This window comes from Kitasatospora sp. NPDC004272 (genome assembly GCF_053603035.1).
This window is the reverse complement of record NZ_JBSGET010000135.1, coordinates 1-24,207: the sequence shown is the minus strand read 5'-3', so window position 1 is coordinate 24,207 and position 24,207 is coordinate 1. Positions and strand designations below refer to the sequence as shown.

The 24,207-nt window shown below is 73.9% G+C and carries 24 protein-coding genes and 1 pseudogene; 16 read left to right on the top strand and 9 right to left on the bottom strand.

The features are described 5' to 3' along the window. Positions 1–136: 136 nt before the first annotated feature. Positions 137–292 carry a hypothetical protein gene (locus ACWEO5_RS30985; RefSeq protein WP_452165493.1) on the top strand — a complete coding sequence of 52 codons (156 nt, stop codon included), beginning with the start codon at positions 137–139 and terminating at the stop codon, positions 290–292. A gap of 283 nt (positions 293–575) precedes the next feature. After that, positions 576–4,064, top strand: a complete 3,489-nt coding sequence (locus tag ACWEO5_RS30980; protein ID WP_452165492.1) for a carbohydrate binding domain-containing protein — start codon at positions 576–578, stop codon at positions 4,062–4,064. 154 nt (positions 4,065–4,218) lie between these two features. On the opposite strand, the gene ACWEO5_RS30975 is transcribed toward ACWEO5_RS30980, so the two are convergent. Both ACWEO5_RS30975 and ACWEO5_RS30970 read right to left on the bottom strand, forming a co-directional pair. After that, on the bottom strand, positions 4,219–4,494 hold the full coding sequence (locus tag ACWEO5_RS30975) for a DMT family transporter (protein ID WP_452165491.1): 276 nt from the start codon (positions 4,492–4,494) through the stop codon (positions 4,219–4,221). Between the two features lie 81 nt (positions 4,495–4,575). Further along, positions 4,576–5,439, bottom strand: coding sequence for an NAD(P)-dependent oxidoreductase (locus ACWEO5_RS30970; RefSeq protein WP_452165490.1), 864 nt, complete (start codon positions 5,437–5,439; stop codon positions 4,576–4,578). A gap of 124 nt (positions 5,440–5,563) precedes the next feature. Between ACWEO5_RS30970 and ACWEO5_RS30965 the strand changes: the two genes are divergently transcribed. Beyond that, a complete protein-coding gene (locus ACWEO5_RS30965; RefSeq protein WP_452165489.1) occupies positions 5,564–6,115 on the top strand; it encodes a CGNR zinc finger domain-containing protein in 552 nt (183 codons plus the stop codon). A 95-nt stretch (positions 6,116–6,210) separates the two neighbouring features. On the opposite strand, the gene ACWEO5_RS30960 is transcribed toward ACWEO5_RS30965, so the two are convergent. Both ACWEO5_RS30960 and ACWEO5_RS30955 read right to left on the bottom strand, forming a co-directional pair. Then, positions 6,211–6,690: a hypothetical protein gene (locus ACWEO5_RS30960; protein ID WP_452165488.1), complete on the bottom strand. Its 480-nt coding sequence runs from the start codon at positions 6,688–6,690 to the stop codon at positions 6,211–6,213. Between the two features lie 88 nt (positions 6,691–6,778). Further along, a complete protein-coding gene (locus tag ACWEO5_RS30955; RefSeq protein ID WP_452165487.1) occupies positions 6,779–7,471 on the bottom strand; it encodes a TetR/AcrR family transcriptional regulator in 693 nt (230 codons plus the stop codon). A 155-nt stretch (positions 7,472–7,626) separates the two neighbouring features. Between ACWEO5_RS30955 and ACWEO5_RS30950 the strand changes: the two genes are divergently transcribed. From ACWEO5_RS30950 to dmpG, 6 genes are read left to right on the top strand one after another with little or no spacing between them, the layout of a single operon-like run. Beyond that, on the top strand, positions 7,627–9,216 hold the full coding sequence (locus ACWEO5_RS30950) for a bifunctional 3-(3-hydroxy-phenyl)propionate/3-hydroxycinnamic acid hydroxylase (RefSeq protein ID WP_452165486.1): 1,590 nt from the start codon (positions 7,627–7,629) through the stop codon (positions 9,214–9,216). Positions 9,217–9,242: 26 nt separating this feature from the next. Continuing rightward, positions 9,243–10,184 carry a VOC family protein gene (locus tag ACWEO5_RS30945; RefSeq protein ID WP_452165485.1) on the top strand — a complete coding sequence of 314 codons (942 nt, stop codon included), beginning with the start codon at positions 9,243–9,245 and terminating at the stop codon, positions 10,182–10,184. Further along, positions 10,184–11,026, top strand: a complete 843-nt coding sequence (locus tag ACWEO5_RS30940) for an alpha/beta fold hydrolase (protein ID WP_452165484.1) — start codon at positions 10,184–10,186, stop codon at positions 11,024–11,026. The genes ACWEO5_RS30945 and ACWEO5_RS30940 overlap by 1 nt, the downstream gene beginning before the upstream one ends. Before the next feature lie 17 nt (positions 11,027–11,043). Beyond that, complete coding sequence (locus ACWEO5_RS30935; protein ID WP_452165483.1) at positions 11,044–11,907, top strand: 2-keto-4-pentenoate hydratase; 864 nt, start codon at positions 11,044–11,046, stop codon at positions 11,905–11,907. Continuing rightward, on the top strand, positions 11,904–12,851 hold the full coding sequence (locus tag ACWEO5_RS30930) for an acetaldehyde dehydrogenase (acetylating) (protein ID WP_452165482.1): 948 nt from the start codon (positions 11,904–11,906) through the stop codon (positions 12,849–12,851). Before ACWEO5_RS30935 ends, ACWEO5_RS30930 begins: the two co-directional genes overlap by 4 nt. Then, the gene (gene dmpG / locus ACWEO5_RS30925) at positions 12,848–13,858 is read left to right on the top strand and encodes a 4-hydroxy-2-oxovalerate aldolase (RefSeq protein ID WP_452165481.1); all 1,011 of its coding nucleotides are present in this window, start codon (positions 12,848–12,850) and stop codon (positions 13,856–13,858) included. The genes ACWEO5_RS30930 and dmpG overlap by 4 nt, the downstream gene beginning before the upstream one ends. Here the strand turns inward: dmpG and ACWEO5_RS30920 are convergent, their stop codons facing one another. Further along, a complete protein-coding gene (locus tag ACWEO5_RS30920) occupies positions 13,859–14,539 on the bottom strand; it encodes a (2Fe-2S)-binding protein (RefSeq protein ID WP_452165480.1) in 681 nt (226 codons plus the stop codon). Between the two features lie 102 nt (positions 14,540–14,641). On the opposite strand from ACWEO5_RS30920, the gene ACWEO5_RS30915 reads away from it, so the two are divergent. The 3 genes from ACWEO5_RS30915 (at position 14,642) to ACWEO5_RS30905 (ending at position 16,937) form a co-directional block, all read left to right on the top strand. Next, complete coding sequence (locus ACWEO5_RS30915; protein WP_452165479.1) at positions 14,642–15,052, top strand: hypothetical protein; 411 nt, start codon at positions 14,642–14,644, stop codon at positions 15,050–15,052. A gap of 108 nt (positions 15,053–15,160) precedes the next feature. Then, positions 15,161–16,132 (top strand): aldo/keto reductase, encoded by a 972-nt coding sequence (locus ACWEO5_RS30910; protein ID WP_452165478.1) that lies wholly within the window; start codon positions 15,161–15,163, stop codon positions 16,130–16,132. Positions 16,133–16,193: 61 nt separating this feature from the next. Then, positions 16,194–16,937, top strand: coding sequence for an SOS response-associated peptidase (locus ACWEO5_RS30905; RefSeq protein WP_452165477.1), 744 nt, complete (start codon positions 16,194–16,196; stop codon positions 16,935–16,937). A gap of 32 nt (positions 16,938–16,969) precedes the next feature. On the opposite strand, the gene ACWEO5_RS30900 is transcribed toward ACWEO5_RS30905, so the two are convergent. Beyond that, positions 16,970–17,176 (bottom strand): hypothetical protein, encoded by a 207-nt coding sequence (locus tag ACWEO5_RS30900; protein WP_452165476.1) that lies wholly within the window; start codon positions 17,174–17,176, stop codon positions 16,970–16,972. Between the two features lie 195 nt (positions 17,177–17,371). Here ACWEO5_RS30900 and ACWEO5_RS30895 point away from each other — a divergent pair. The 3 genes and pseudogenes from ACWEO5_RS30895 to ACWEO5_RS30885 form a co-directional block, all read left to right on the top strand. Next, positions 17,372–18,256, top strand: a pseudogene (locus tag ACWEO5_RS30895) (ADP-ribosylglycohydrolase family protein); the annotation flags it as partial. A 429-nt stretch (positions 18,257–18,685) separates the two neighbouring features. Further along, on the top strand, positions 18,686–19,516 hold the full coding sequence (locus ACWEO5_RS30890) for a DUF1963 domain-containing protein (RefSeq protein WP_452165475.1): 831 nt from the start codon (positions 18,686–18,688) through the stop codon (positions 19,514–19,516). A gap of 52 nt (positions 19,517–19,568) precedes the next feature. Continuing rightward, positions 19,569–20,333 (top strand): HAD family hydrolase, encoded by a 765-nt coding sequence (locus tag ACWEO5_RS30885; protein WP_452165474.1) that lies wholly within the window; start codon positions 19,569–19,571, stop codon positions 20,331–20,333. A gap of 106 nt (positions 20,334–20,439) precedes the next feature. Here ACWEO5_RS30885 and ACWEO5_RS30880 read toward each other — a convergent pair whose 3' ends face one another. From ACWEO5_RS30880 to ACWEO5_RS30870, 3 genes are all read right to left on the bottom strand, one after another. Next, positions 20,440–20,634: a hypothetical protein gene (locus tag ACWEO5_RS30880; protein WP_452165473.1), complete on the bottom strand. Its 195-nt coding sequence runs from the start codon at positions 20,632–20,634 to the stop codon at positions 20,440–20,442. Between the two features lie 110 nt (positions 20,635–20,744). Then, a complete protein-coding gene (locus ACWEO5_RS30875; RefSeq protein WP_452165472.1) occupies positions 20,745–21,137 on the bottom strand; it encodes a DUF302 domain-containing protein in 393 nt (130 codons plus the stop codon). A gap of 168 nt (positions 21,138–21,305) precedes the next feature. After that, positions 21,306–22,304, bottom strand: a complete 999-nt coding sequence (locus ACWEO5_RS30870) for a cytochrome c oxidase assembly protein (protein ID WP_452165471.1) — start codon at positions 22,302–22,304, stop codon at positions 21,306–21,308. Positions 22,305–22,503: 199 nt separating this feature from the next. On the opposite strand from ACWEO5_RS30870, the gene ACWEO5_RS30865 reads away from it, so the two are divergent. Continuing rightward, complete coding sequence (locus ACWEO5_RS30865) at positions 22,504–23,889, top strand: FtsW/RodA/SpoVE family cell cycle protein (RefSeq protein ID WP_452165470.1); 1,386 nt, start codon at positions 22,504–22,506, stop codon at positions 23,887–23,889. The last annotated feature ends 318 nt before the right edge of the window (positions 23,890–24,207 follow it).

The window sequence follows — 24,207 nt, the reverse complement described above, 5'->3', positions numbered from 1 at the left end:
GCCGGGCGGGACCTCGCAACGACCAGGGAACAGGGAGCCGAACCATGGAACAGCCCAGGTGGGACGTGCCGGTGGTGGACCGCACCGAGTTCCAGACGGGGCCCCGGCGTCCCACCTGGCGCGCGTCCAGGCGCTGTTGACGCTCGGGCAGAGCGCGGCCCTGGCGCTGGCGAACCCGGTCTGGGGCGCCCTCGCGACCCGGGCCGGTGCGCCGGTGGCGCTGCTGGGGTGCGCGCTGCTGACGGGGATCGCGGGCGGGGCGGCGGTGCTGGCGGCGGTCGGGCGGCGGTGAGGGCGGGGCGGGGGAGCCCGTGGCGGAGGTCCGCGTCGTCGCGGGGGCCGAGGGGGTGCCGGTTCCCGTCCTGCTGCTGGTGGTTGCGGAAAGATCTTTCGGTGAGTGGGGTGGATTTCGGCCGGATCGTCCGTCAATGAGCAGCGTCAAGGAGTCTTTACAGGCAGGTCATGCCTCAGTAACCTCCTGGAAGCTCTTGCAAGTTCTTGCGCAAGCTCCCCCACCCACCCCCTGCCGCGAGGCAGTTCCCCAGGCCCGCGGCCCAGCACCGAGGGACACCCCCTTGACCAGACGAACCCGGCACCGGCGGCGCCCCACTGCCGCCGTGCTGACAGCGGCGGCGGCACTCACCGCCGGTCTGCTCTCCAGCGCCCCGCTCGGCGTCACCGCCAGTGCGGCGACCGGCACCACGGCGAGCGGCAGCAACACGGCCACCGTCTTCTACTACACCAAGACCCGCAACTGGTCCTCGTACGACCTCCACTGGGCCCCGGACGGCGGCGCCTGGACCACCGCGCCGGGCGTCGCGATGGAGGCGGCCTGCACGGACTGGGTGAAGAAGACCGTCGACCTGGGCAGCGCGACCGGGCTGCAGGCGACGTTCAACAACGGCTCCGGCACCTGGGACAACAACGGCGGCAAGAACTACGCCCTGGGCACCGGCACCGTGGTGGTCAAGGACGGCGTGATCGCCCACAGCGACCCGTGCGGCACCGACAACGGCGGTACCGCCAGCCCGAGTTCGAGCCCCAGCCCGAGCCAGCCGTCGACCGGCGCGAGCGCGACCGTCTACTACTACACGAAGACCCGCAACTGGTCCTCGTACGACCTCCACTGGGCCCCCAACGGCGGCACCTGGACCACCGCGCCGGGCGTCGCGATGGAGGCGGCCTGCACGGACTGGGTGAAGAAGACCGTCGACCTGGGCACGGCCACCGGGCTGCAGGCGACGTTCAACAACGGCTCCGGCACCTGGGACAACAACGGCGGCAAGAACTACGCCCTCGGGACGGGCGTGGTGACGGTCAAGGACGGCGTGCTCGGCAGCACCGCCCCGTGCGCCACGACCACCAGCCCGAGCCCGAGCCCGAGCGCCTCCGCGTCCCCGTCCGCGTCCCCGTCCCCGTCCGTATCGGCGAGCCCGTCCGCATCGGCGAGTGCGAGTGCGTCCGCCAGTCCGTCGCCGTCCGCGAGCGGCAGCACCCCGGCCGGGAAGAGCGCCACGGTGTTCTACTCGACCGCGGTGGTCGGCTGGAGCATCGTCAACCTGCACTACGCCCCGGCGGGCGGGTCGTGGACGGCGGTGCCGGGCATCGGCATGCAACTCGCCTGCCCCGGCTGGTACAAGCGGACCGTCGACCTGGGTTCCGCGGCCACCATGGCGGCGACGTTCAACAACGGCAACGGCACCTGGGACAACAACAACGGCGCCAACTACGTCGTCCCGGCGGGCGTCAGCACCGTGCAGAACGGCAAGGTCACCGCGAACGCCGCCGACCCGTGCGCGGCGGTCGTCCCCGACACCACCGCGCCGAGCGTGCCGGCCGGGGTGGCGGCCAACGCGACCGACACCTCGATCGTGCTGACCTGGGAGCCGTCCACCGACGACACCGGGGTGACGGGCTACCAGGTCACCCGCAGCGGCGGCACCAAGGGCACCTCGGTGATCAACGTCGGCTCGACGGTGTACTCGGACAGCGGCCTGGAGACGCGCACCGTCTACACCTACACCGTGAAGGCGCTGGACGCGGCCGGGAACGTCTCCGCGGCCTCCGCCGCCGCGGTCGCCACCACCGGCGACGCCCCGCCGGCCGCCAAGCCCGGCGAGATGATCGGCACCGACCCGCGCAAGGATCCGATCTACTTCGTGCTCACCGCCCGGTTCTACGACGGCGACACGTCCAACGACCGGGGCGGCAACCAGGACGTGAAGTCCGGCAACGCGGCCAACAACGACCCGATGTTCCGCGGCGACTTCAAGGGCCTGGTGCAGAAGCTCGACTACATCAAGGGCCTGGGATTCTCGGCGATCTGGATCACCCCGGTGGTGCTGAACCGCTCCGACTACGACTACCACGGCTACCACGGCTACGACTTCTACAAGGTCGACCCGCGGCTGGAGTCGGCCGGCGCCTCCTACCAGGACCTGATCAACGCCGCCCACGCCAAGGGCATCAAGATCTACCAGGACGTGGTCTACAACCACAGCTCCCGCTGGGGCGCCAAGGGCCTGTACGTGCCCACCGTGTACGGCGTCCGGGACGCCCAGTGGTCCTGGTACTACGACGAGAAGCAGCCCGGCTTCGAGTACGACGGCCTGACCGTCGAGCCGAAGAGCGGCAAGTCGTACTACAACGGCGACCTGTGGTCGACCACCCAGCCCACCGGCCAGACCTGCGTCGGCTGGGGCACCCCGACCCAGTACAAGAGCCCAGAGGGCTACACCATCTACAACTGCCAGTGGCCGAGCCCCACTTCGGGCATGTTCCCGTCCAAGTACTACCACCAGTGCTGGATCGGGAACTGGGAGGGCGAGGACTCGCGCTCCTGCTGGCTGGCCGACGACCTGGCCGACTTCAACACCGAGAACGCCGAGGTGCAGAACTACCTGATCGGCGCCTACAACAAGTACATCGACATGGGCGTGGACGGCTTCCGGGTCGACACCGCCGTGCACGTCCCGCGGGTCACCTGGAACCGGCGCTTCCTGCCCGCGATCCAGCAGCGGGTCACCCAGGACTGGGGGCCGGCCAAGGCGCAGAACTTCTTCGTCTTCGGCGAGGTCGCCGCGTTCGTCAACGACAAGTGGAACCGCGGCTCGGTCAACCACTCGGCGCAGTTCTACACCTGGAAGGAGCGCAAGGACTACACCGCCGACGACGTGCAGGCCGCCCTCGACCAGTACAACTACGAGGAGCAGCTGGGCACCGGCAACCAGCCGACGTCGACCAACGCCTTCCTCGACGGCAACACCTACCACGCGCCCGACCACTCGAAGTTCTCCGGCATGAACATCATCGACATGCGGATGCACATGAACTTCGGTGACGCCCACAACGCGTACAGCAACGGCAAGGACTCCGACGACTCCACCAACGACGCCACCTACAACGTGGTGTACGTGGACAGCCACGACTACGGGCCCAACAAGTCCAGCGTCCGCTACACCGGCGGCACCGACGCCTGGGCCGAGAACATGGCCCTGATGTGGACCTTCCGCGGCATCCCCACCCTGTACTACGGCTCCGAGATCGAGTTCCAGGCCGGGAAGCAGATCGACTGCGGCCCGTCCTGCCCGCTCGCCACCACCGGCCGCGCCTACTACGGCGACCACGTCGAGGGCACCGTCACCGCCTCCGACTTCTCGGTGGTCTCCTCCGCCAGCGGGGCCGTCGCCACCACGCTCCAGCAGCCGCTGGTCAAGCAGGTGCAGCGGCTCAACCAGATCCGCCGGGCGATCCCCGCCCTGCAGATGGGCCAGTACTCCACCGAGGGCGTCACCGGCGGCATGTCCTTCAAGCGCCGCTACACCGACGCCGCCAGCGGCGTCGACTCCTTCGCCCTGGTCACCGTCACGGACGCCGCCACCTTCACCGGCGTCCCGAACGGCACCTACAAGGACGCCGTCTCCGGCGACGTCCGCACCGTCACCAACGGCACCCTGTCCGTCGCCGCCCCCGGCAAGGGCAACCTGCGGGTCTACGTCCTCGACCTGGGCGGCAAGAACGCCGCCCCGGGCAAGATCGGCACCGACGGCCCGTACCTGAAGTAACGCACCGTCAGAAAGCGACTGCACCAAGGCAGTAGCAAGACGGCACCACGGCAGTACGCGTCAGCGGCGGCCGGCGTCCCCCGGGGCGTCGGCCGCCGTCGGCGCGTCCGGACGGGTGCGGGCGCGCCGGCCGCCGCTGAGGCCCGCGCGCCGGTCACCGGTCGGCCGCGGCAGCGCCCCGGAGTTCGGCGATCCGGCCCCCGCCCTCGTTCGCGCTGCGGCCTCCGCCCCGGCCCGTGCCCTCATTCGCGTTCCGGTCTCCGCCTCGGCCCGCGCGCCGGAACGGGCCGGCGGCCAGCAGGGCCAGCAGGCCGACGGCGATGCTGACGATCCCGGCGGCGAGGCCGGCCCGCGGCCCGGTGCCGAGCCGGGCGGCGAGCCGTCCGTTGACCTCGGCCTGGGCGGCGAGCAGCCCTCCGGCGAGCACCATCAGCGGTACGGACAGCGCCCGGACCGCCCGCCCCGGTGCCGGGTGCCGGGTGCCGGGCGGCGGCGAGGGGAGCCGGGCCGCTCATCGCGGTTGCTGTTCGGCGATCACGGCCCAGTCGTCCGCCGCGCGGCCGTCGGCGATCGCCCGGTCGAACACGCCCGCGAGCAGGTCGCCGAACGGCAGCGGGACGCCCTGGCCGGCCGCCGCGTCCAGGGCGAGGTGCAGGTCCTTGCGGCCGAGCACGGTGCTGAACCGGGCCGGCCGGTACGTCCGCCGGGCGATCATCGATCCGTAGCCGGCGTGGACGGGGCCGGGGAAGAGCGTCGAGGTCAGCAGTTCGACGAACTGCTCCGGGTCGGCGCCGGCCGCGTCGGCGACGCTGACCGCCTCGCCGAGCGACTGGATCGTGCAGGCGATCAGGTAGTTGCCCAGGATCTTGACGGTGTTGGCCTGCTCGGGCCGCTCGCCCAAGCGCCAGGTGCGCGAGCCGATCGCGTCGAAGAACGGCTGTGCCCGGTCGACGAGTTCGGGCTCGCCCGCCGCCAGGACGTTCAGCGCGCCGGCCTCCGCGACGTCGACCCGGCCGAACACCGGGGCGGCGACGTAGCCGAGCCCGTGCCCGGCGTGCGCCGTCGCGGCCCGGCGGCACAGTTCGACGCTGACCGTGGCCACGTTGACGTGGACCGTGCCGGGGCCGGCCTGCGCCAGGACGCCGGAGTCCAGGAAGGTCTCGGTGAAGGCGGCGTCGTCGGACAGCACCGAGAACACCACCGGGCACCGCAGGGCCTCCGCCACGGAGCCGGCCCGGTGAGCGCCGTCCCGTTCGAGTTCCTCCGCGGGCCCCTCCGACCGGTTCCACACCACGGTCCGGTGGCCCGCCCGCAGCAGGTTGCGCGCGATCGCCCGCCCCATTCCGCCCAGACCGATGACCGCGACCTCGCCCATCGCACGACCTCCTCCACATGAACCGGCTAAGACGGTTCACATGGTGGCGCAGGGCGACCCGTTTGTCGAACCGGCTAAGATGGTTCAGTCGGACCGGTGGTGGTACCCGCAGGAAGGAGCGGCCGTGGAGGCCCGTCGACTGTTCCGGCTGGACAACGAGGTGCTGGCGTTCCGCTTCACCGCCACGGTGAGCGACCGGGCCGGCGCGGCGCCCCTGGAGCGGCTCACCGGCCCCGACCGGCTCGCGCTCTGGCTGCACGCGGCGGGGCTCGACGTGCCCGGGGTCTCGCCCGCCGATCTCCGTGCCGCGCTCGCCCTGCGCGAGGCGCTCTACCGGGCGGGGCTGGCCGTCGCCGCCGCCCGGCGCCCCGACCCCGGGGACGCGGCGGTCCTGAACGCGGCCGCGGCCGCCGGGCGGCCGGAGCCCGCCCTCGGCGAGGACGGGCTCGCGCTCTGGCGCCTGGGCGCGGAGCACCCGGTGGCGGACGCGCTCGCCGTGCTCGCCGCCGACGCCGTCCGGGTGCTCGGCGGCCCCGAGCGCGACCGGGTCAAAGCCTGCGAGGGCCCCGGCTGCGCCGGCCTCTTCCTGGACACCAGCCGTGGTGCGAACCGCCGTTGGTGCTCGATGAACACCTGCGGCAACAGGGTCAAGAAGGCCCGGCTCGCCGACCGGTAGCAACCGCCGCCCAACCGCCGCCAAACTGACGTTCCGTCATGTGCCTTGCCAGGAGCCGCAGTCGGCGCCCGCGCGGTCCGGTTCCGTCTCCGTGGTCAGCCCTGGCAGTGCGGGTTGACCGCCCAGAAGTAGAGGGTGCCGGTGTCCGGGTCCAGCAGGAAGTGCGGCGTGCCGGAGGAGGACTCGTCGTCCAGGGCCGGGGTGCGGAGCCAGCCGGAGACCGGGTGGTCGAGCAGGGCGGCCAGTTCGGCGGGCGGCTGCCGGTCGTCGGGGGCGGGCGTCCAGGTGGCGCTCCCGCGCAGGCGGGCGGCCTCGCCGGCGGCCAGGCGGGCGAGGCCGTCGAGCCCGTAGTCGGTGGGGCCGGGGACGCGGGAGTCCGGGGTGCCGAGGGCGCGGTACGTCCAGTGGACGCTGTCGGCTTCGGCCGGAAGGGTCGCGCACCTGGTCAACTGCTGGGCGTCGGTGCGGACTTCGGCGGCCTGCTGCTTCGGTGCGTCCGCCGTGCAGCCCGCCGCGGCGGCGGCGAGGGCGAGTGCCGCCCCGGCCAGCAGGGGCGTCCGGCCCGTTCGGTGCATGGTGGTGCCTCTCGTGCTCCCGGTCCGGCCCCGGCGGGGTCGGTCTCCGGGGCTTCGACGGCCCGGGGACCCGATCGGTTCCCGCAGGTCAACCCGCTTGCGGGCCGGGGGACTTGTGGCGGGCGACGGCGGCTTCGCCGAGGGCGACCATGGCGTCGGTGAGGTGGGCCATCTGGGCGGCGATGGTGCGTCCGGGGTCGGCCTGGGCGGCGATGAAGGCGCCGTCGAAGCCGGCGATCGTGAAGTAGTCGAGTTCCTCGGCGACGGCCCGGGCGACCTCGGGGCCCTGGTCGGCGAAGGCGGAGGCGATCATCACCCGCATGTAGGCCCGGCCCTCGTCGCGCACCTGCCGGTTCATCTCGGCGACTTCGGCCTCGGCGGCCTCGTCGCTGAGCATCAGCAGGAAGTGCAGCCGCATGAACTCCGGGTTGGCGGTGAACACTCGGGCGGTCCGGTCGAGGTACCAGGCCATCCGGTCGCGGTGCGTGCCGCCCGCCGGGGGATCGCTGTGCGCGGCGCGCATGGCGGCGAAGAACTCCCCGGCGCCGCGGGCCATCACGGCGGAGAGCAGGCCGCCCTTGGAGTGGAAGTGGTGGTAGATCGCGCTGCGCGGCAGGCCGGTCTCGGCGGTGATGGTCGAGATGGTGGTGCCCGCGTAGCCGCGCAGGGCCATCACCCGGGCCGTCGCGTCGAGGATCTCCTCCTTGGAGCGCCGCCCGCGCCGGTTGCCGGTCGGCGGTTCGGGCGATTCCCCGCTGCCTGCCTTCGTCCCACTCTTCACCCGGTGATTTTAGGGCCCGCGGCGGGCGTCCGGGTCCCCCCGCCGTGGTGAACGGCAGGTGAGCGACCTCTTGACGTGCCGCCCGGGTCGTGCCAGCCTCCAGTTCTGGACGGAACGATCGGTCCAAAAGTTCGGCACGATCACTGGAGATCGGCATGACCAACGACAGACCAGCCGGATGCGACGCAGACGAACCGCACGGTTACGACACGGACGTGGCGGTCATCGGCTACGGCCCCACCGGCCTCGTCGGCGCACTCACCCTGGCCGCCAAGGGCGCCCGCGTCACCGCCTTCGAACGCGACCGGGACATCTACGCCCGGGCCCGCGCGGTGACCGTCAACGACTGGACCATGCGGATTTTCCAGGAGCTCGGCCTCGACGAGCGGATCGAGAAGGTGATCGAGCCGCAGCGCGCCCTGCGCTGGGTCACCTACGGCGGCCAGGAGGTCATGCGGGTCGAGCACCCGCCGTCCACCCTCGGCACCCGCAACACCCGCCCGCGGTTCTACAACATCTACCAGCCCGCGATGGAGGCCGAGCTCCGCCGCTGCGGCGAGGAACTGCCCGGGCTGGAGGTGCGCTACGGCACCGAGGTCACCGCCGTCGAGCAGGACGCCCACGGCGTGACGATCACCGCCCGCGACCGGGAGAGCGGTGCCGAGACCACCACCCGCGCCCGGTACGCGATCGCCGCCGACGGCGGCTCCAGCGCCACCCGCAAGACGCTCGGCATCCCGATGCTCGGCGACACCGTCGAGACGCTGTGGATCGTCATCGACTGCAAGGTCAAGCGCTGGTGGCCCGACCGCGACTTCCTCACCTTCTGGACCGACCGCGAGCGCCCCGTCGTCGACATCGCCCTCTCCGCGGGCAACCACCGCTGGGAGATCCCGCTCAAGGCCGACGAGACCGAGGCCGACTTCGCCACCGACGAACAGGTCTGGCCGCTGCTGCGGGCCCTCGGCGTCACCCCCGAGGACGTCGACATCCACCAGTACGCCTTCTACCGCCACCACGTCCGCGCCGCCGAGACCTGGCGCCGCGGCCGGGTCTTCCTCGCCGGGGACGCCTGTCACCTGATGCCGCCGTGGGCCGGCGCCGGCATGCAGACCGGCATGCGCGACGCCCACAACCTGGGCTGGAAGCTCGCCCGGGTGGTCGACGGCACCCTCGACGAGCGCTGGCTCGACACCTACGAGGCCGAACGCCGCCCTAGCGCCGACTTCTACACCCACCTCGCGGTCGGCCTCGGCCGGGTCATCAAGCAGGAGGCCACCGAGGAGGAGGTGGCGGCGATGAACGCCGTCCCCGCGAACACCGTCACCCCCTGGGAGCCCCCGCTGACCGCCCCGCCCGTCCTCGCCGCCGGCTGGCTGCGCGGCGAACGGGGCGACGCCAGCGCCGTCGGCCGGATGCTCCCGCAGCCCGTCTGCGGCGACACCGTCGGCCGGATGGCCCGCCTGGACGACCTGCTGCCCGACGGCTTCGTGCTGCTCGGCGCCGACCTCGACCCCGCCACCCTGCTCACCCCCGGGCAGAAGGCCCAGTGGGACGCCCTCGGCGCGCACTACCTCGCCGTCCGCCCGCGCACCGCCCACACCCGGGGGCCGGACGAACTGGTCGACCTGGAGGACACCCTGCTGCCCTGGCTGGCCCGCTACGGCGCCCGCGCGGTCGCCGTCCGCCCCGACAAGTTCGTCGCCGCCGCCGACCGCACCGACCTGACCGTCCCCGCGCTGTGACGCGGCCACCGAAGAAGGAGGCACCCGTGACCGGAGTGCAGGAACTCGCGTACGTCGTCTACGAGGTCGGCGACCTCGCCGACTGGGAGCACTTCGGCGTGACGCTGCTCGGCATGCAGATCGGCGAGCGCACCGCCGACGGCTTCACCCTGCGCACCGACGAGAAGGCGCACCGCTGGATCGTCACCGAGGGCCCCGCCGACGACCTGGTCGCCAGCGGCTACCAGGTCGAGTCCGCCGAGGCGCTGGACGCGCTGGCCGGCCGGCTCGCCGCGGCCGGCGTCCCGGTCGCCGAGGGCAGCGCCGCCGAGGCCGCGGCCCGCCGGGTCGAGCGCCTGGTCAAGGTCACCGACCCGATGGGCAACCCGGTCGAGCTGGTCACCGGCCTCGCCGACGCCGGCACCCCGTTCCGCTCGGAGGCCCTGCTCGGCTCCTTCGTCACCGGCACCGGCGGCGCCGGCCACCACGTGCTGCTCTCCAAGGGCGTCGAGCGCGCGGAGTACCTGGCCTTCTACCAGGACCTGCTCGGCTTCCGGATCAGCGACCTGATCGTCGAGGAGCTGGCCCCCGGCGTCTTCGCCGACCTGATCTTCCTGCACTGCAACCCGCGCCACCACAGCGTCGCGTTCGGCGACATGCCGCACCCCAGGAAGACCCACCACTTCATGGTCGAGGTCACCGACATCCGCGACGTCGGCCGCGCCTACGACCGGTGCATGGACGCCAAGCAGCCGTTCGAGATGACGCTCGGCATGCACCCCAACGACCACATGTTCAGCTTCTACGTCCGCACCCCGTCCGGCTTCTCGGTCGAGTACGGCTGGGGCGGCCTGCTGATCGACGACGCCACCTGGCAGGTCACCACCCTCGACCGCCTGCACAGCTGGGGCCACCGCCCGCCGGAGCTGGTCCACGACCTGCTCGGCCAGGCCCCCCGCACCAACCACCTCCCCGGGAGCGAGCACTGATGGCACTCCAGTCGCACGACATCGCGAAGTACGTCCGCACGAAGGACTGGAACATCCGGGTCCACGAGGCCGGGCAGGGCCACCCGGTGGTGCTGCTGCACGGCGGCGGCCCCGGCGCCACCGGCTGGAGCAACTACTCGCCCAACATCGAGGCGCTGTCCCGGCACTTCCGGGTGATCGCCCCCGACCTGCCCGGCTGGGGCGACTCCGACCCGGTCGACTTCGCCACCTACGACCACGTCGACGCCGTCTGCCAGCTCCTCGACGCGATGGGCGTCGAGCGGGCCGCGTTCGTCGGCAACTCGATGGGCGGCCACACCGCGCTGCGCCTCGCCGTCGAGCGCCCCGAGCGGGTCTCCCACCTGATCACCATGGGCCCGCCGATCCAGATGAAGCCCTTCCTGTTCGGCGCGGGCGGCGGCCCCACCGAGGGCCTGAAGATCATGTACGAGACGTACTCGGACGCCTCCCCCGAGGGCATGCGCCGGCTGGTCGAGGTCATGGTCTACGACCAGGCCCGGTTCGCCACCCCCGAACTGTGCGCACTGCGCTCCGAGGCCGCGCTGCGCCGCCCCGAGCACCTGGCCAACATCGCCGCCGTCGCCCCGAAGGCGCCGATCCCGATCTGGCTCGACCTGGCGAAGGTCTCCGGGATCACCGCGCCCGCGCTGCTGATCCACGGCCGCGACGACCGGGTGGTCTCCTTCGAGTCCTCGCTGTTCCTGGCCGCCAACATCCCGAACTCCCGCGCGCACCTGATCAACCGCTGCGGCCACTGGGCCCAGCTGGAGCACGCCGACGAGTTCAACCGCCTGGTGACCGACTTCGTCACCCACAACTGAGGCCACCGGAGCACCAGATGACCACCGACACCCGGGCCGCCGCCCCGGACGCCACCGAGCCGGACGCCGTCACCGCCGCCGTCACCGCCGCCGCCGACCGCCTGCTGGCGGCCCAGGCCACCGGCGTCCCGTGCCCGCCCGTGCGGGACCTGATCGGCCGCACCGACGTGCACGCCGCCTACGCCGTGCAGCAGCGCGTCGTCCGGGCCCGCACCGCCGGCGGCGGCCGGGTGGCGGGGCGCAAGATCGGCCTCACCTCACCCGCCGTCCAGGCCCAACTCGGCGTCGACCGGCCCGACTTCGGCGTCCTGTTCGCCGACATGCAGTACCCGGACGGGGCCGCCGTCCCGGCCGGATCGATCCTCCAGCCGCGCGCCGAGGCGGAGATCGCCTTCGTCCTCGGCGCCGACCTCGCCGACGGCGACCTCTCGCTCGAACAGGTCCGCGCCGCCGTCGACCACGCCGTCGCCGCGATCGAGGTCTGCGGCAGCCGGATCGCCGGCTGGGACATCAGCTTCGCCGACACCGTCGCCGACAACGCCTCCGCCGGCGCCTACGTGCTCGGCACCGAACAGCGCCGGCTCGACGGACCGGACGCCTTCGAGCCACGCGAGGCCGTGATGACCATGAGCGTCGACGGCGAGCAGGTCTCCACCGGGGACGGCGCCGCCTGCCTGGGCGACCCGCTGCTCGCCCTGCAGTGGCTGGCCCGGCAGGCCCGCGACCTCGGCGACCCGCTGCGGGCCGGGCAGGTCGTGCTCTCCGGCGCGCTCGGCCCGATGCGCGCCGTCGAGCCCGGCAGCACCGTCGAGGCGGCCGTCGCCCCGCTCGGCACCGTCCGGTTCACCCTCAGCGGACCCACCGAAGGAGCACAGCGATGACCAGGACGAAGGTCGCGATCATCGGGTCGGGCAACATCGGCACCGACCTGATGATCAAGGTGATGCGGACCTCGCAGCACCTCGCCGTGGGCGCCGTGGTCGGCATCGACCCCGACTCCGACGGCCTGGCCCGGGCCCGCCGCCTCGGCTTCACCACCACCGCCGAGGGCGTCGAAGGGCTGCTCGCCCTCCCCGAGTTCGACGAGATCGGCATCGTCTTCGACGCCACCTCCGCCAAGGCCCACCAGCACCACGCGGCCCGGCTGCTGCCGCACGGCAAGCGGCTGATCGACCTCACCCCGGCCGCCATCGGCCCGTACGTCGTCCCCGCCGTCAACCTGGACGACCACCTCGACGCGCCCGACGTCAACATGGTCACCTGCGGCGGCCAGGCCACCATCCCGGTGGTCGCCGCGGTCTCCCGGGTCGCCCCGGTGCGCTACGCCGAGATCGTCGCCTCGATCGCCAGCCGCTCCGCCGGCCCCGGCACCCGGGCCAACATCGACGAGTTCACCGAGACCACCTCGGCCGCGATCGTCGAGGTCGGCGGCGCCGAACGCGGCAAGGCGATCATCGTCCTCAACCCGGCCGAACCCCCGCTGATCATGCGCGACACCGTCTTCGCCCTGGTCGACGCCCCGGACGGGGAACAGCACGAGGAGATCCGGCGCAGCGTCCAGCGGATGGTCGCCGAGGTGGCCGGCTACGTCCCCGGCTACCGGCTCAAGCAGCAGGTGCAGATCACCCCCGTCGACGCCGACCAGCCCGTGCACACCCTGCTGGCCGACGGCGCCCCGCGCCCCACCCACCAGGTGTCGGTGTTCCTGGAGGTCGAGGGCGCCGCGCACTACCTCCCGGCGTACGCGGGCAACCTCGACATCATGACCTCCGCCGCCCTGCGGGTGGCCGAGCGCATCGCAGCCCGGAAGGCGGACCAGCCGTGAGCACCCCGATCTTCGTCCAGGACGTCACCCTGCGCGACGGCATGCACGCCGTCCGGCACCGGATCACCCCCGCCGACGTCAAGCGGATCGTCGCCGCGCTCGACGAGGCGGGCGTCGACGCCGTCGAGGTCGCCCACGGCGACGGCCTCGCGGGCGGCTCGCTCACCTACGGGCCCGGCTCGCACCGCGACTGGGAGTGGATCGAGGCCGCCGCCTCGGTGCTCAAGCGGGCCCGGCTGACCACCCTGCTGCTGCCCGGCGTCGGCACCATCCACGAACTGGAGCGGGCCTACGACCTCGGCGTGCGCTCGGTCCGGGTCGCCACCCACTGCACCGAGGCCGACATCTCCGCGCAGCACATCGCCGCCGCCCGCGAGATCGGCATGGACGTCTCCGGCTTCCTGATGCTCTCCCACCTGGCGCCGCCCGAGGAACTCGCCCGGCAGGCCAAGCTGATGGAGGGCTACGGCGCGCACTGCGTCTACGTCACCGACTCCGGCGGCCGGCTCACCATGAAGGACGTCGCCGCCCGGGTCCGCGCCTACCGGGACGTCCTCGACCCCGGCACCGAGATCGGCATCCACGCCCACGAGAACCTCTCGCTCTCGGTCGCCAACTCGCTCACCGCCGTCGAGCACGGCGCCGTCCGGGTCGACGCCTCGCTGGCCGGCCACGGCGCGGGCGCGGGGAACTGCCCGCTGGAGGCGTTCGTCGCCGTCGCCGACCTGTCCGAACTGGAGCACGGCTGCGACCTGTTCAAGCTCCAGGACGCCGCCGACGACCTGGTCCGCCCGCTCCAGGACCGCCCGGTCCGGGTCGACCGGGAGACCCTCACCCTCGGCTACGCCGGCGTCTACTCCTCCTTCCTGCGGCACGCCGAACGGGCCGCCGGGCAGTACGGCGTCGACATCCGCGACATCCTGATGGAGTGCGGACGCCGCCGCCTGGTCGGCGGCCAGGAGGACATGATCATCGACATCGCGCTCGACCTGGCCGCCCGTGACTGATCAGCCTCCCGGAGCCCGGGTGAACACGCAGTCACCGCACAGGCCGCCGCCCGGCGTCCGGTAGTACAGGCAGCACGACGCCCGGCGGAACCCCAGCGGACCGCCGGGCGCCGTCACCGTGCCCGCACCCGCCAGCGCCGGACGGGCCAGCAACTCCCTCGTCAGCGCGGCGGCCGGTCCGCGCAACTGCGGCACCGACCCCAACTGCCGGGCCGCGCCCACCAGCGCGGACGCCGCGTTGCCCGCCAGCAGCCCCGGCGCCAGCGGCGCGACGGCCCGCACCGCCGCCGCCAACGGCGCCAACTGCCCGTCCAGCACGGTCCTCTCCAGCATCTCGACGCCGGCCGCCGGACCGGCCGCCCCCGCGGGCACCCACAGGTCGAACGGCCCCTGCGGCGGCAGCGCGAACCACGCCCCGCCCCACTCCGGCACCCGGCCCGTCACCACCGCCGCCCCCAGCGCCACCGACCACAGCCGCGCCGCCAGCCCCAGGTGCGCCGTCGACGCCGCCACCCGGACCTCTGCCGTCCCCAGCACCCGGGCCACCTCGGCGACCCGCGCCGCCAACGGGCCCCGCTCCCCGTACAGTTCGGCCAGCGGCCGGAACCCCGGCGGCGGGGACGGATCGGAGCGCACCGCGAAGTACGGGCCGAGCGCGGCCAGCGGACCGGCGGCCGTCATCGGCGGGCGGAAGCTTGCGAAGCACGGGTGAGGGACACAACGCGGAGTGTAATCTGGCAGCCCGCCCGACCGGGGCGGCAGCCGGAGGGGGAGGGGCGGACGATGGACCCGATTCTGCTGGGATCGCTGGCGGCGATGGCCGGAGGCGCGGGCGGAGAACTCGGCAAGCAGAGCTGGAACGCGCTGGTCGCCCTCGTCCGGCGCCCGTTCCAGCGCGCGGGACGCAGCAGCGGGGAAGCCGAACTGGCGGCCCTGGAAGCCGACCCGCAGAACGCCGAACTGGCCGTCCGGCTCGAACGGGTGCTGGACAACCGGGCCGCGGCGGACCCGGAGTTCGAACTCGCGCTGGAGGACTGGCACGGCCAGGCCCAGGCGGCGCTGGCGGGCACCACCACCATCATCAACACCACCAACACGATGAGCGGCGGCCTGCACCAAGGCATCACCCTCCAGGCCGGCAACGTCAACGGCGGCAACCACACCCACTACCACGGTGCGCAGCCCCGGGAATGACCTGGTCGCCGAACTCCACCTGCCCGCCCCGTAACCCCCTGGCGGCCGCCCGCTCCGCCGCCTAGGGTCACCTCCCGGAACGGTCGGTTCGAACCAGGAGGACCACGGATGGAGTACCGCGCGCTCGGGCGCAGTGGCGTCGAGGTGTCGGAGGTCGGGTACGGGGCGTGGGGGATCGGGGCGTCCAGCTGGGTGGGGGCGCGGGAGGAGGATTCGCTGGCGGCGCTGCACCGGGCGATCGACCTCGGGGTCAACTTCGTGGACACGGCCCGGGGTTACGGGGAGAGTGAGCGGCTGGTCGGGCGGGTGGTGCGGGAGCGGGCGGCCAACGGCGAGCGGGTGCTGGTGGCGACCAAGGTGCCGCCGCTGAACGGGCAGTGGCCGGCCGGGCGCGGGGTCGACCCGGTGGAGACCTTCCCGGGCGCGCACATCCGGGCGAGCCTGGAGACCTCGCTGGCCGCCAGCGGCCTGGAGCGCTTCGACCTGCTGCAGTTCCACGTGTGGAGCGACGAGTGGCTGGGGCGCGGCGACTGGCTGGAGACCGTCCGGGAGCTGAAGCGGGAGGGCCTGATCGGCCTGTTCGGCGTCTCGATCAACGACCACGAGCCGCACACCGCCGTCGAGTTGGTGCGCAGCGGCGAGGTGGACGCGGTCCAGGTGATCTTCAACGTGTTCGACCAGTCGCCGCTGGACGAGCTGTTCCCGGCCTGCCAGGAGCACGGCGTCGGGGTGGTCGTCCGGGTCGCGCTGGACGAGGGCGGCCTGACCGGCCGGATCACCGCCGACACCACCTTCCCGGAGGGCGACTTCCGGCGCCGGTACTTCCGCGGCGACCGGCCCGCCCAGGTGGCCCGCCGGGTCGCCGCGCTCACTGCCGACCTGGGCATCCCCGAGGAGCAGCTCGCCGAGACCGCGCTGCGGTTCGTGCTCAGCGCGCCCGCCGTGTCGACGGTCATCCCGGGCATGCGCTCGGTGCGCAACGTCGAGCGCAACGCGGCGGTCGGCGACGGCGTCCCGCTGGCGGAGGAGCGGCTGAAGGTGCTGGCCGGGCACCGCTGGGAGCGCAACTTCTACTCCTGATCCCTCCCGCGCCGGGTGTCGGCGGGTGCGGTTGTCGGGGGTCGGTGGCAGGCTGGGACGCATGTGCGGCCGTTTCGTCTCCACCACCCCCTCCGCCGAGCTGGTCCCGCTGCTCGGCGTGACCAGCTGGGACCCGACCGAGGCGCTGGCGCCGAGCTGGAACGTCGCCCCGACCGATCCGGTCTCCGCCGTGCTGGAGCGGGTGGACGCCGAAACCGGCGAGGTGGAGCGCCAACTGCGGGTGCTGCGCTGGGGGTTGGTGCCGTCCTGGGCGAAGGACCGCTCGGGCGCGGCCCGGCTGATCAACGCCCGCTCGGAGACCGCCGACCAGAAGCCCTCGTTCCGCCGGGCGTTCGCCAAGCGGCGCTGCGTGATCCCGGCCGACGGCTACTACGAGTGGCGCCCGGTGCCCGCCGCCGACGGCCGCAAGGCGTACAAGCAGCCGTACTTCCTCGCCACCGGCGAGGTGATGCTGATGGCCGGGCTGTACGAGTTCTGGCGGGACGCGAGCGTCCCGGAGGACGACCCGGCGGCCTGGCTGGCCACCGCGACGATCCTCACCACCGACGCCACCGACCGGGCGGGGCGGGTGCACGACCGGATGCCGATGCTGGTCACCCGCGCGGAACTCGCCGACTGGCTCGACCCGGCGAACACCGACCGGGCCGACCTGCACGGGCTGCTGCACCGCCCCGCCGACGGCGACCTGCTGGTCCGGGCCGTCCCGACGACCGTCAACCGGGTCTCCGCGAACGGGCCCGAACTGCTCGCCGACGCCCCCGACCCGCTGGGCCTGACCGGCTGACGACCGCTCCCGCCAGGCGAATTGACGGACGTTCAGGAATTCCCGTCCGTGCTGCCGGAGCTCCCGGAGACCAGCCGCCGGTTCCGGTTCCGGTGCGCCCAGCGGGCCACCCGGCCCGCGCCGAGGGTGACCCGGGCGACGCCCCGCACCCAGCCGGGGCCGCCGCGTTCGGCCCACACCACGCAGCCGCACCCGCCGACCACCAGCAGCAGGACGACGATCAGCACCGCACCGACCACGGGGAACCACCTTTCGGGTACGACGGCCGTACCGACCGATCATCGCAGCTCGCCCGCCCGAACCGGCCCGAACCCGCCCGGACCCGCCCGAGCGCCCCGAACCTGCCCGATCGGCCCGGGGCCGGCCCCTCCGAACCCGCCCGATCGGCCCGGGACTTGACAGCCGCCCCGCCCGCGCGCTCCGATGGGGCACGTATGACCGACTCCTCCCGTGACCCCGCGTTCGACGCCCTCCAGGGCCTCTCCGTCGGCGACGCGCTCGGCGCCCAGTTCTTCGTGCCCGCCACCGCCCGCACCCACCTCGACGCCCGCACCGAACCGCCCGGCCCGTGGCCGTGGACCGACGACACCGAGATGGCCTGCTCGGTGTACGCCGCCCTGCGCGAGCGCGGCAGCATCGACACCTTCGACCTCACCCACGCCTTCGCCCGCCGGCACGACTTCGACCGGGGCTACGGCCCGGCCGCCAACCGGATGCTCCGGCTGATCCGGGAGGGCGGCGACGCCCGCCGGCTGGCCGCCGAACTCTTCGACGGCCAGGGCTCGTTCGGCAACGGCGCGGCGATGCGGGTGGCCCCGCTCGGCGCCGGCCACGCCGCCGACCCGGCCGCCGCCGTCCGCCCGGCCGCCGACACCGCCGTCACCACGCACACCCACCCGCAGGCCGTGGACGGCGCGATCGCGGTGGCCGTCGCCGCCGCCCTCGCCGTCCGGGCCCGCACCGAACCCACCACGCCGGCGGGCTACTTGCGGGCCGTCGCCGACCTGACCCCGGCCGGCCCCGTCCGCCGGGGCCTGACCGAGGCCGCCCGGCTCACCGACCGCTCCGACCCGGGCGCGGCGGCCGCCCTGCTCGGCAACGGCAGCCGCACCAGCGCCGCCGACACCGTTCCGTACGCGCTGTGGTGCGCCGCCCACTGGCTCACCGACTACCCGGCCGCGGTGTGGGCCGCGATCGGCGCGGGCGGCGACGTCGACACGGTCGCCGCGATCACCGGCGGCGTGGTCGCCGCCCGCAGCGGCAGTGCGGGCATCCCCGCGCACTGGCTGGCCGCCCGCGAACCGCTGCCCGACTGGACGTTCCCGCCGCCGCTGCGCCCCGCCCCCGCAGGCCTCGCCCCGATGAGCCTGCCGCGCCCCCACCCCGTCCCGGACCTGCGCTGGTCCGACCGGCAGTGGCACCGCTACCGCCGCGGCCTGCGCACCGACCACTGGCTCACCCGTACCGCCGAGGGCACCCTGCACCTGCACCGCGCCGACACCGGCCGCGAACTCTGGGCGCTGGACTTCGCCCCCGCCCCCGCCGGCCACTGGCGCCCGGTCGCCGTCCGCACCGAGGCCCACCCCGCCCACCGGGCCGGCCCCGAGCACCTGATCGACGTCCTGCTGGAGATCGAGCGCGGCGGGAGCCCCGGCGCGGGCCCGGCGAACGACGGTCCCCCGCGAGCGCGTTCCGCCGGCTGAGCACCGGTGGCCGCGGTGTCGCAGGGCTCTGGCACCATCCTCGCCATGGACTACCAACGACGGTTCCGGCAAGCGGCGATCGAGCGGGGCCTCCCGGCGGACGAGATCGGCGAGTTCGCCGAGTTGCTGCGCTTCGAGATCCGGACGGGCCCGCGCTTCGACGGCGTTCCGGTCGGGCAGTTCCGCGGACTGCCCCGGCTGCCGGTGGGCACGCAGTGGCCGTCCACCGAGCGGGCGCCGCTGCCGTTCGTCACCTCGTACGACTGCGCGGCGCTGCCCCGGGTCGACGGCCTCGCCCTGCCCGCGTACGGCTCGCTGCTCTTCTTCCTGGACCACGAGCCCGCGTACGAGGCGCACTCCTGGTCCGACGACGATGCCACCAACATCGCCGAGGAGCAGAAGCATGCGCGGGTCGTGTACGTGCCGGCCGGAGCCGAGACCGTGGAGGCGGAGGAACCCGAGGGTGCCGAACCCGTAGGGAGCACCGAGGCCCCCTTCACCCGGGAGCGGACCTGGCTCTTCGCCACCGTGGTGCCGGTCCTGCCCTGGTCCGGGCACGAGCCCCGGGTGTCGGACAGCCAGGAGTACGAGGACTGCGCCCTGCCGCACAAGGAGGAGCTCCGTGCCTTGGTCGCGGAGCTCTGGCCGACGCCCCGGGGCTTCTCCTACCTGACCGTCGGCGGATACACCGAGGACGCCGGCTCCCCGGAGGGCACCCCGGAGGAGAGGATGGGGGTGGACCGGCGCGAGTGGACGCAGCTCGCCCGGTTCAGCAGGCAGGACGGGCTCTACGAGACGTCTTTCGTGATCCGCAACGACCACCTCGCCGCCCGCCGGTTCGACGAGGCCCGCTCCTTCACGTCGTTCACCGAGTAGCCGCACCGACCGACCGGCCACGACCGGCGGCGGCGCCGCATAGGCTGGGGCGATGGTGATCGACACGGTGCTCTTCGACCTCGACGGCACGCTGATGGACCACGACGCGGCGGCCGAGGCGGCCGTCCTGGCCGGGGTCGCGGCGGAACTGTCCGGGCCCGCCCCCGACGGCGAACCCGCCACAGTCCCAACGGACTTCGACCGGGACGAGGTGCTGCGGTTCTGGCGCCGGATCGAGCGCATCGAGTACGACCGCTACCTGGCGGGCGAGTTGACCGTCCAGGGGCAGCGCCGCACCCGGGCGCTCGCGCTGGCCGCGTACCTCGGCCTCGGCCGGTGGTCCGCCGAACGGGCCGACGACTGGTTCGCCGGCTACCTGCGGCGCTACCGCGAGTCCTGGCGGGCCTACCCCGAAGTGACCGACACGATAAGGGAGTTGGGTACCTCCCGGCGGCTCGGCGTGATCACCAACGGCGAGGGCGGCACCCAGCGCGACAAACTGCGCGCCATCGGCCTGGCCGCCCTCGCCCCGCACACCACCGCCTCGGGCGAGGCGGGCCGCGCCAAGCCCGACCCGGAGATCTTCCACCTGGCCTGCCGCGCCCTGGGCACCGCCCCCGAACGCACCGCGTACGTCGGCGACCGCCTCGACCTGGACGCCCGCGCCGCCACCGCCGCCGGACTGCTCGGCATCTGGCTCGACCGCCCGCCCGCCCCGGGCGCCGAACCGCCCGCCGAACTCCCCGTCGACGTCCCCACCGACGTCCCCCGGGTGCGGTCCCTCGCCGAACTCCCCGCCCTGCTCCGCGAGGGCTGAACTGCCCGGTCGCGGCGGTCGCTCATGCGTCCTCGCCGGTCGGCGGGGCGGCGGCCCGGCGGGTGCGGTCATCCTGCCGGCCGCCCCGGACGGTGCCCGCCCGGGGTCAGTTCCGGCGCCACAGCCGGGAGAACCAGGACCCGGCCTCCCCGCCCGCCTTCGCCGCCTTGGCCGCTTTGGCGTCCGCCGCGCACGAGCAGCGCTGCGACTTCGGGACCCCGGCCAGGACCTGTTCGACGTGCATGCCGCACCCGGCGAAACTCGGCTTGCCGCAGGACTTGCAGCTGACGCGACGACACATGGTGGTGGTTCCTTCCGATCGGATAACGGGGACGGGGGAGGCCCGGGTGCGCGGGAACGAACAGTGCCCCGGGGGTGTCCGAGGGCCCGGGCGGGTGGCCGTTCGGCCGGTCAGTCGCCCAGCGAGGCGACCGCCGCGCGCAGGCGGACGGCCGCCTCGTCCGCGACCTCGGCGAGCTCGGGCCGTCCGGTGAACCGCACCATCAGCTGCGGGTCCATGGCCTCGACCAGGACGCCCTCGGGGACGGCGCGCAGCACCACGTTGCAGGGCAGCAGCAGGCCGATCCGGCGGTCGGCCTCCAGGGCGCGGTGGGCGATCGGGGGGTTGCAGGCGCCGAGGACCAGGTAGTCCTCCAGTTCGACGCCGAGCTTGGCGCGCAGGGTGGCCGTCATGTCGATCTCGGTGAGCACGCCGAAGCCCTGCTCGGCCAGGGCCGCGCGGACCCGGTCGGCGGCCTCCGCGAAGGGGGTGCCGGTCAGCGTGGCGGTGATGCCGTTCGCCATGTCGTCGAACCTCTCTCGTTCATACCCCCCTGGGTATTCAACCGTACGTCCGGTGCAACCCGGCCGCCCGCAGGCGCATTCCCCGGCGCGGCGCGACCCGCTGTGATCCGCGTCCCACCCGCGCCCCACCCACGCCCCGTCCGCGCCCCTGTCCCGCCCCCGTTCCGCTCAACCGCCGTAGCGGTGCCGCAGGTTGGGGTCATCCAGCCACCACGGCCGGTCCCCGGCGGGTTCCGCCGCCCCGGAACCCCCGTCCACCCCTGCCGCCCCGACCGGCACCGCCGATGCCTTCGCCTCCGCCGCCGCGTCCAGGGCCGCGTCGACCGCCGCCGTCTCGGCCCGCCCGGTGACGATCAACTGCCGGACCAGCGCGCACAGGAAGGGCAGGCCGACCAGGTCGCCGAGGATCCAGATCGCGTTGCCGCCGACGAACTGGTCCCGGGCGGGCGTCGGCCCCCAGGTGCGGCCCAGCTCCGCGTAGTACGGCTCGGCGACCACGTGGCCGCCGTACAGCAGGACGAGCGCCAGGGCCGCGTCGAAGACCACCTCGACGAAGGTGATCACCACGCCGATCAGCAGCGGGTACTCGTGGGCGACCGGGTCCAGTTGCAGCCGCGGCCAGAAGTAGAGCAGGCCCAGCGGCACCAGCACCAGGTGGAAGCCGGTGTTCCAGAGCGGGTCGGTCAGGGTGTGCGCGTACCAGGGCGTGAAGTACAGCAGCCAGGGCGGCGCCACCAGCAGCACGGTCGACACCAGCGGGAACATCAGCACCCGCGAGACCCGGCCGGACAGTGCCGCGCGCAGCCGTTCCCGGCCCTCCTCGGGCAGCGCGGCGGCCAGCAGCGAGACCGGCGCGCCGAGCGCCAGCAGCATCGGGACCAGCATCAGCAGCAGCACCAGCTGCACCGCCCGGTCGGTGAACAGCACCCGCTCGTACACGCCCAGGCCCGAGCAGGCGGTCCAGACCCAGACCGCCAGCCCGCCCAGGAACGCCGCGCCGCGGTACCAGGGCCAGCGGCCGTTCCCGCCCGCGCGGTACCTGCGCGCCCCCAGCAGGTAGCCGGCCGCGAGCGCGGCGGACAGCGCGGCGACCGCCGGTTCCAGGGTCCAGGTGTCGGCCAGCGCCGACCAGTGCCAGGGCGCGACGGTCGCGGGGTAGGTGGTCATGCCGGGGGACTCCTTCGAACGGGCCGGACGGACGCGCTGCCGATCTGGTCGGTGCCGATCGGTTCGGTGCCGGTCGGGTCGGTCGGGTCGGTGCAACCCGGGCGGGGCGTCCGGGCGTCGTCACGGGGAGCGGGTGCGAACCGCGGGCCCGGCTCCGACGTCTACATCGCTGTAGAATCTACCGAGTGGGGGAGACCGGGTGGAAGCCGCCCCGCGCAGCACCGGCCGCCGCCTCGCCGCCCGCCGCCGCAACCGCGAACTCTTCCTGCTGCTCCTCGCGGTGACGGTCTGCCTGGCCGCCTGGACCAGCGCGAGCCTCGCCCTGCGCGGCACCCTCCCGCCCGGCCTGCTCCCGTACGGCACCGGCCTCGGCGCGCTCGCCCTGCTGCTCCACCTCGCCGTCCGCCGCCGCGCCCCCTACGCGGACCCGCTGATCCTGCCGCTCGCGGTCTTCTTCAGCGGCTTCGGGCTCGCCCTGCTCGACCGCCTCGACCACTCGTACGCGCTCTGGCACGCCGCGAAGGGCGACTGGCAGAAGCTCCCCGCCGCGCCCGCCCAGGTGCGGTGGACGGTGATCGCCGTCCTGCTGGCCACCGCCGTCCTGGTCGCGGTCCGGCACCACCGGCTGTTCCAGAAGTACGTCTACCTGACCATGACGGTCGCCCTGGTCCTGCTCGCCGCGCCCGCCTTCTTCCCCGGCGACACCCTCGGCGCCAAGCGCTGGATCCGCCTCGGCGGGCTCTCCTTCGAACCGGACGAGTTCGTCAAGGTCGCCATCGCCGTCTTCTTCGCCGGGTACCTCACCGCCAACCGGGACGCCCTCGCCCTCACCGGCCGCCGGGTCTGGGGGCTGCGCCTGCCGCGCGGCCGCAACCTCGGCCCGGTGCTGGCGATCTGGGTGGTCAGCCTGCTGGTCCTGGTCTTCGAACGCGACCTCGGCACCTCGCTGATCTTCTTCGGGGTCTTCGTGGTGATGCTCTACACCGCCACCGAACGGACCGGCTGGGTGGTGATCGGCCTGCTGATGGCCGTCGTCGGCGCGGCCGTGGTCGGCGACCTCGAACCCCACGTGCACGGCCGGGTGGAAGCCTGGCTGCACCCCCTCGACATCTACCAGCCCGTCCACGACCCGGCGCTGATCTCCGACCAGCCCGCCCGGGCCCTCTTCGGCCTTGGCTCCGGCGGCGTCCTCGGCACCGGCCTCGGCCAGGGCCGCCCCTTCCTGATCGGCTTCGCCGGACGCAGCGACTTCATCTTCACGACCGTCGGCGAGGAGCTCGGCCTGGCCGGCTCGATGGCCGTCCTCCTGCTCTACGCCCTCCTCTGCGAACGCGCCCTGCGCACCGCCCTCTCACTCACCGACCCCTTCGGCAAGCTCCTCGCCACCGGCCTGGCCGCGGCCCTCGCCCTCCAGGTCTTCGTGGTCGTCGGCGGCGTCACCGGCCTGATCCCCCTCACCGGCAAGGCCCTGCCCTTCCTCGCCGCCGGCGGCTCCTCGCTCACCGCGAACTGGCTGCTCACCGCGGTCCTGATCAAACTCTCCGACGCGGCGGGCCGGGTGGAGTTGGAGCCTGAGTCGGGCTGAGGGTCGCCTGCGGCGGGCCGGGGCGGCGGGGCTTGGGGGTGCCTGCGTCGGGCCGGGGCGGGGTGGGGGAGATGGACGCGGCGGGCCGGGCGGAGTTGGAGCCTGCGTCGGGCTGAGGGTCGCCTGCGGCGGGCCGGGGTGGCGGGGCTGGGGGGGCGCCTGCGGTGGGCCGGGGCGGGGTGGGGGAGGTGGACGCGGCGGGCCGGGTGGAGTTGGAGCCTGCGTCGGGCTGAGGGTCGCCTGCGGCGGGCCGGGGCGGCGGGGCTTGGGGGTGCCTGCGTCGGGCCGGGGCGGGGTGGGGGAGATGGACGCGGCGGG

Coding starts and splice junctions, on each gene's coding strand:
- ACWEO5_RS30870 (WP_452165471.1), bottom strand. CDS start 22,304: ATGACCACCTACCCCGCGACCGTCGCGCCCTGGCACTGGTCGGCGCTG.
- ACWEO5_RS30885 (WP_452165474.1), top strand. CDS start 19,569: ATGGTGATCGACACGGTGCTCTTCGACCTCGACGGCACGCTGATGGAC.
- ACWEO5_RS30935 (WP_452165483.1), top strand. CDS start 11,044: ATGACCACCGACACCCGGGCCGCCGCCCCGGACGCCACCGAGCCGGAC.
- ACWEO5_RS30975 (WP_452165491.1), bottom strand. CDS start 4,494: ATGGTGCTCGCCGGAGGGCTGCTCGCCGCCCAGGCCGAGGTCAACGGA.
- ACWEO5_RS30910 (WP_452165478.1), top strand. CDS start 15,161: ATGGAGTACCGCGCGCTCGGGCGCAGTGGCGTCGAGGTGTCGGAGGTC.
- ACWEO5_RS30880 (WP_452165473.1), bottom strand. CDS start 20,634: ATGTGTCGTCGCGTCAGCTGCAAGTCCTGCGGCAAGCCGAGTTTCGCC.
- ACWEO5_RS30890 (WP_452165475.1), top strand. CDS start 18,686: ATGGACTACCAACGACGGTTCCGGCAAGCGGCGATCGAGCGGGGCCTC.
- ACWEO5_RS30970 (WP_452165490.1), bottom strand. CDS start 5,439: ATGGGCGAGGTCGCGGTCATCGGTCTGGGCGGAATGGGGCGGGCGATC.
- ACWEO5_RS30875 (WP_452165472.1), bottom strand. CDS start 21,137: ATGGCGAACGGCATCACCGCCACGCTGACCGGCACCCCCTTCGCGGAG.
- ACWEO5_RS30960 (WP_452165488.1), bottom strand. CDS start 6,690: ATGCACCGAACGGGCCGGACGCCCCTGCTGGCCGGGGCGGCACTCGCC.
- ACWEO5_RS30940 (WP_452165484.1), top strand. CDS start 10,184: ATGGCACTCCAGTCGCACGACATCGCGAAGTACGTCCGCACGAAGGAC.
- ACWEO5_RS30950 (WP_452165486.1), top strand. CDS start 7,627: ATGACCAACGACAGACCAGCCGGATGCGACGCAGACGAACCGCACGGT.
- ACWEO5_RS30915 (WP_452165479.1), top strand. CDS start 14,642: ATGGACCCGATTCTGCTGGGATCGCTGGCGGCGATGGCCGGAGGCGCG.
- ACWEO5_RS30905 (WP_452165477.1), top strand. CDS start 16,194: ATGTGCGGCCGTTTCGTCTCCACCACCCCCTCCGCCGAGCTGGTCCCG.
- ACWEO5_RS30920 (WP_452165480.1), bottom strand. CDS start 14,539: ATGACGGCCGCCGGTCCGCTGGCCGCGCTCGGCCCGTACTTCGCGGTG.
- ACWEO5_RS30930 (WP_452165482.1), top strand. CDS start 11,904: ATGACCAGGACGAAGGTCGCGATCATCGGGTCGGGCAACATCGGCACC.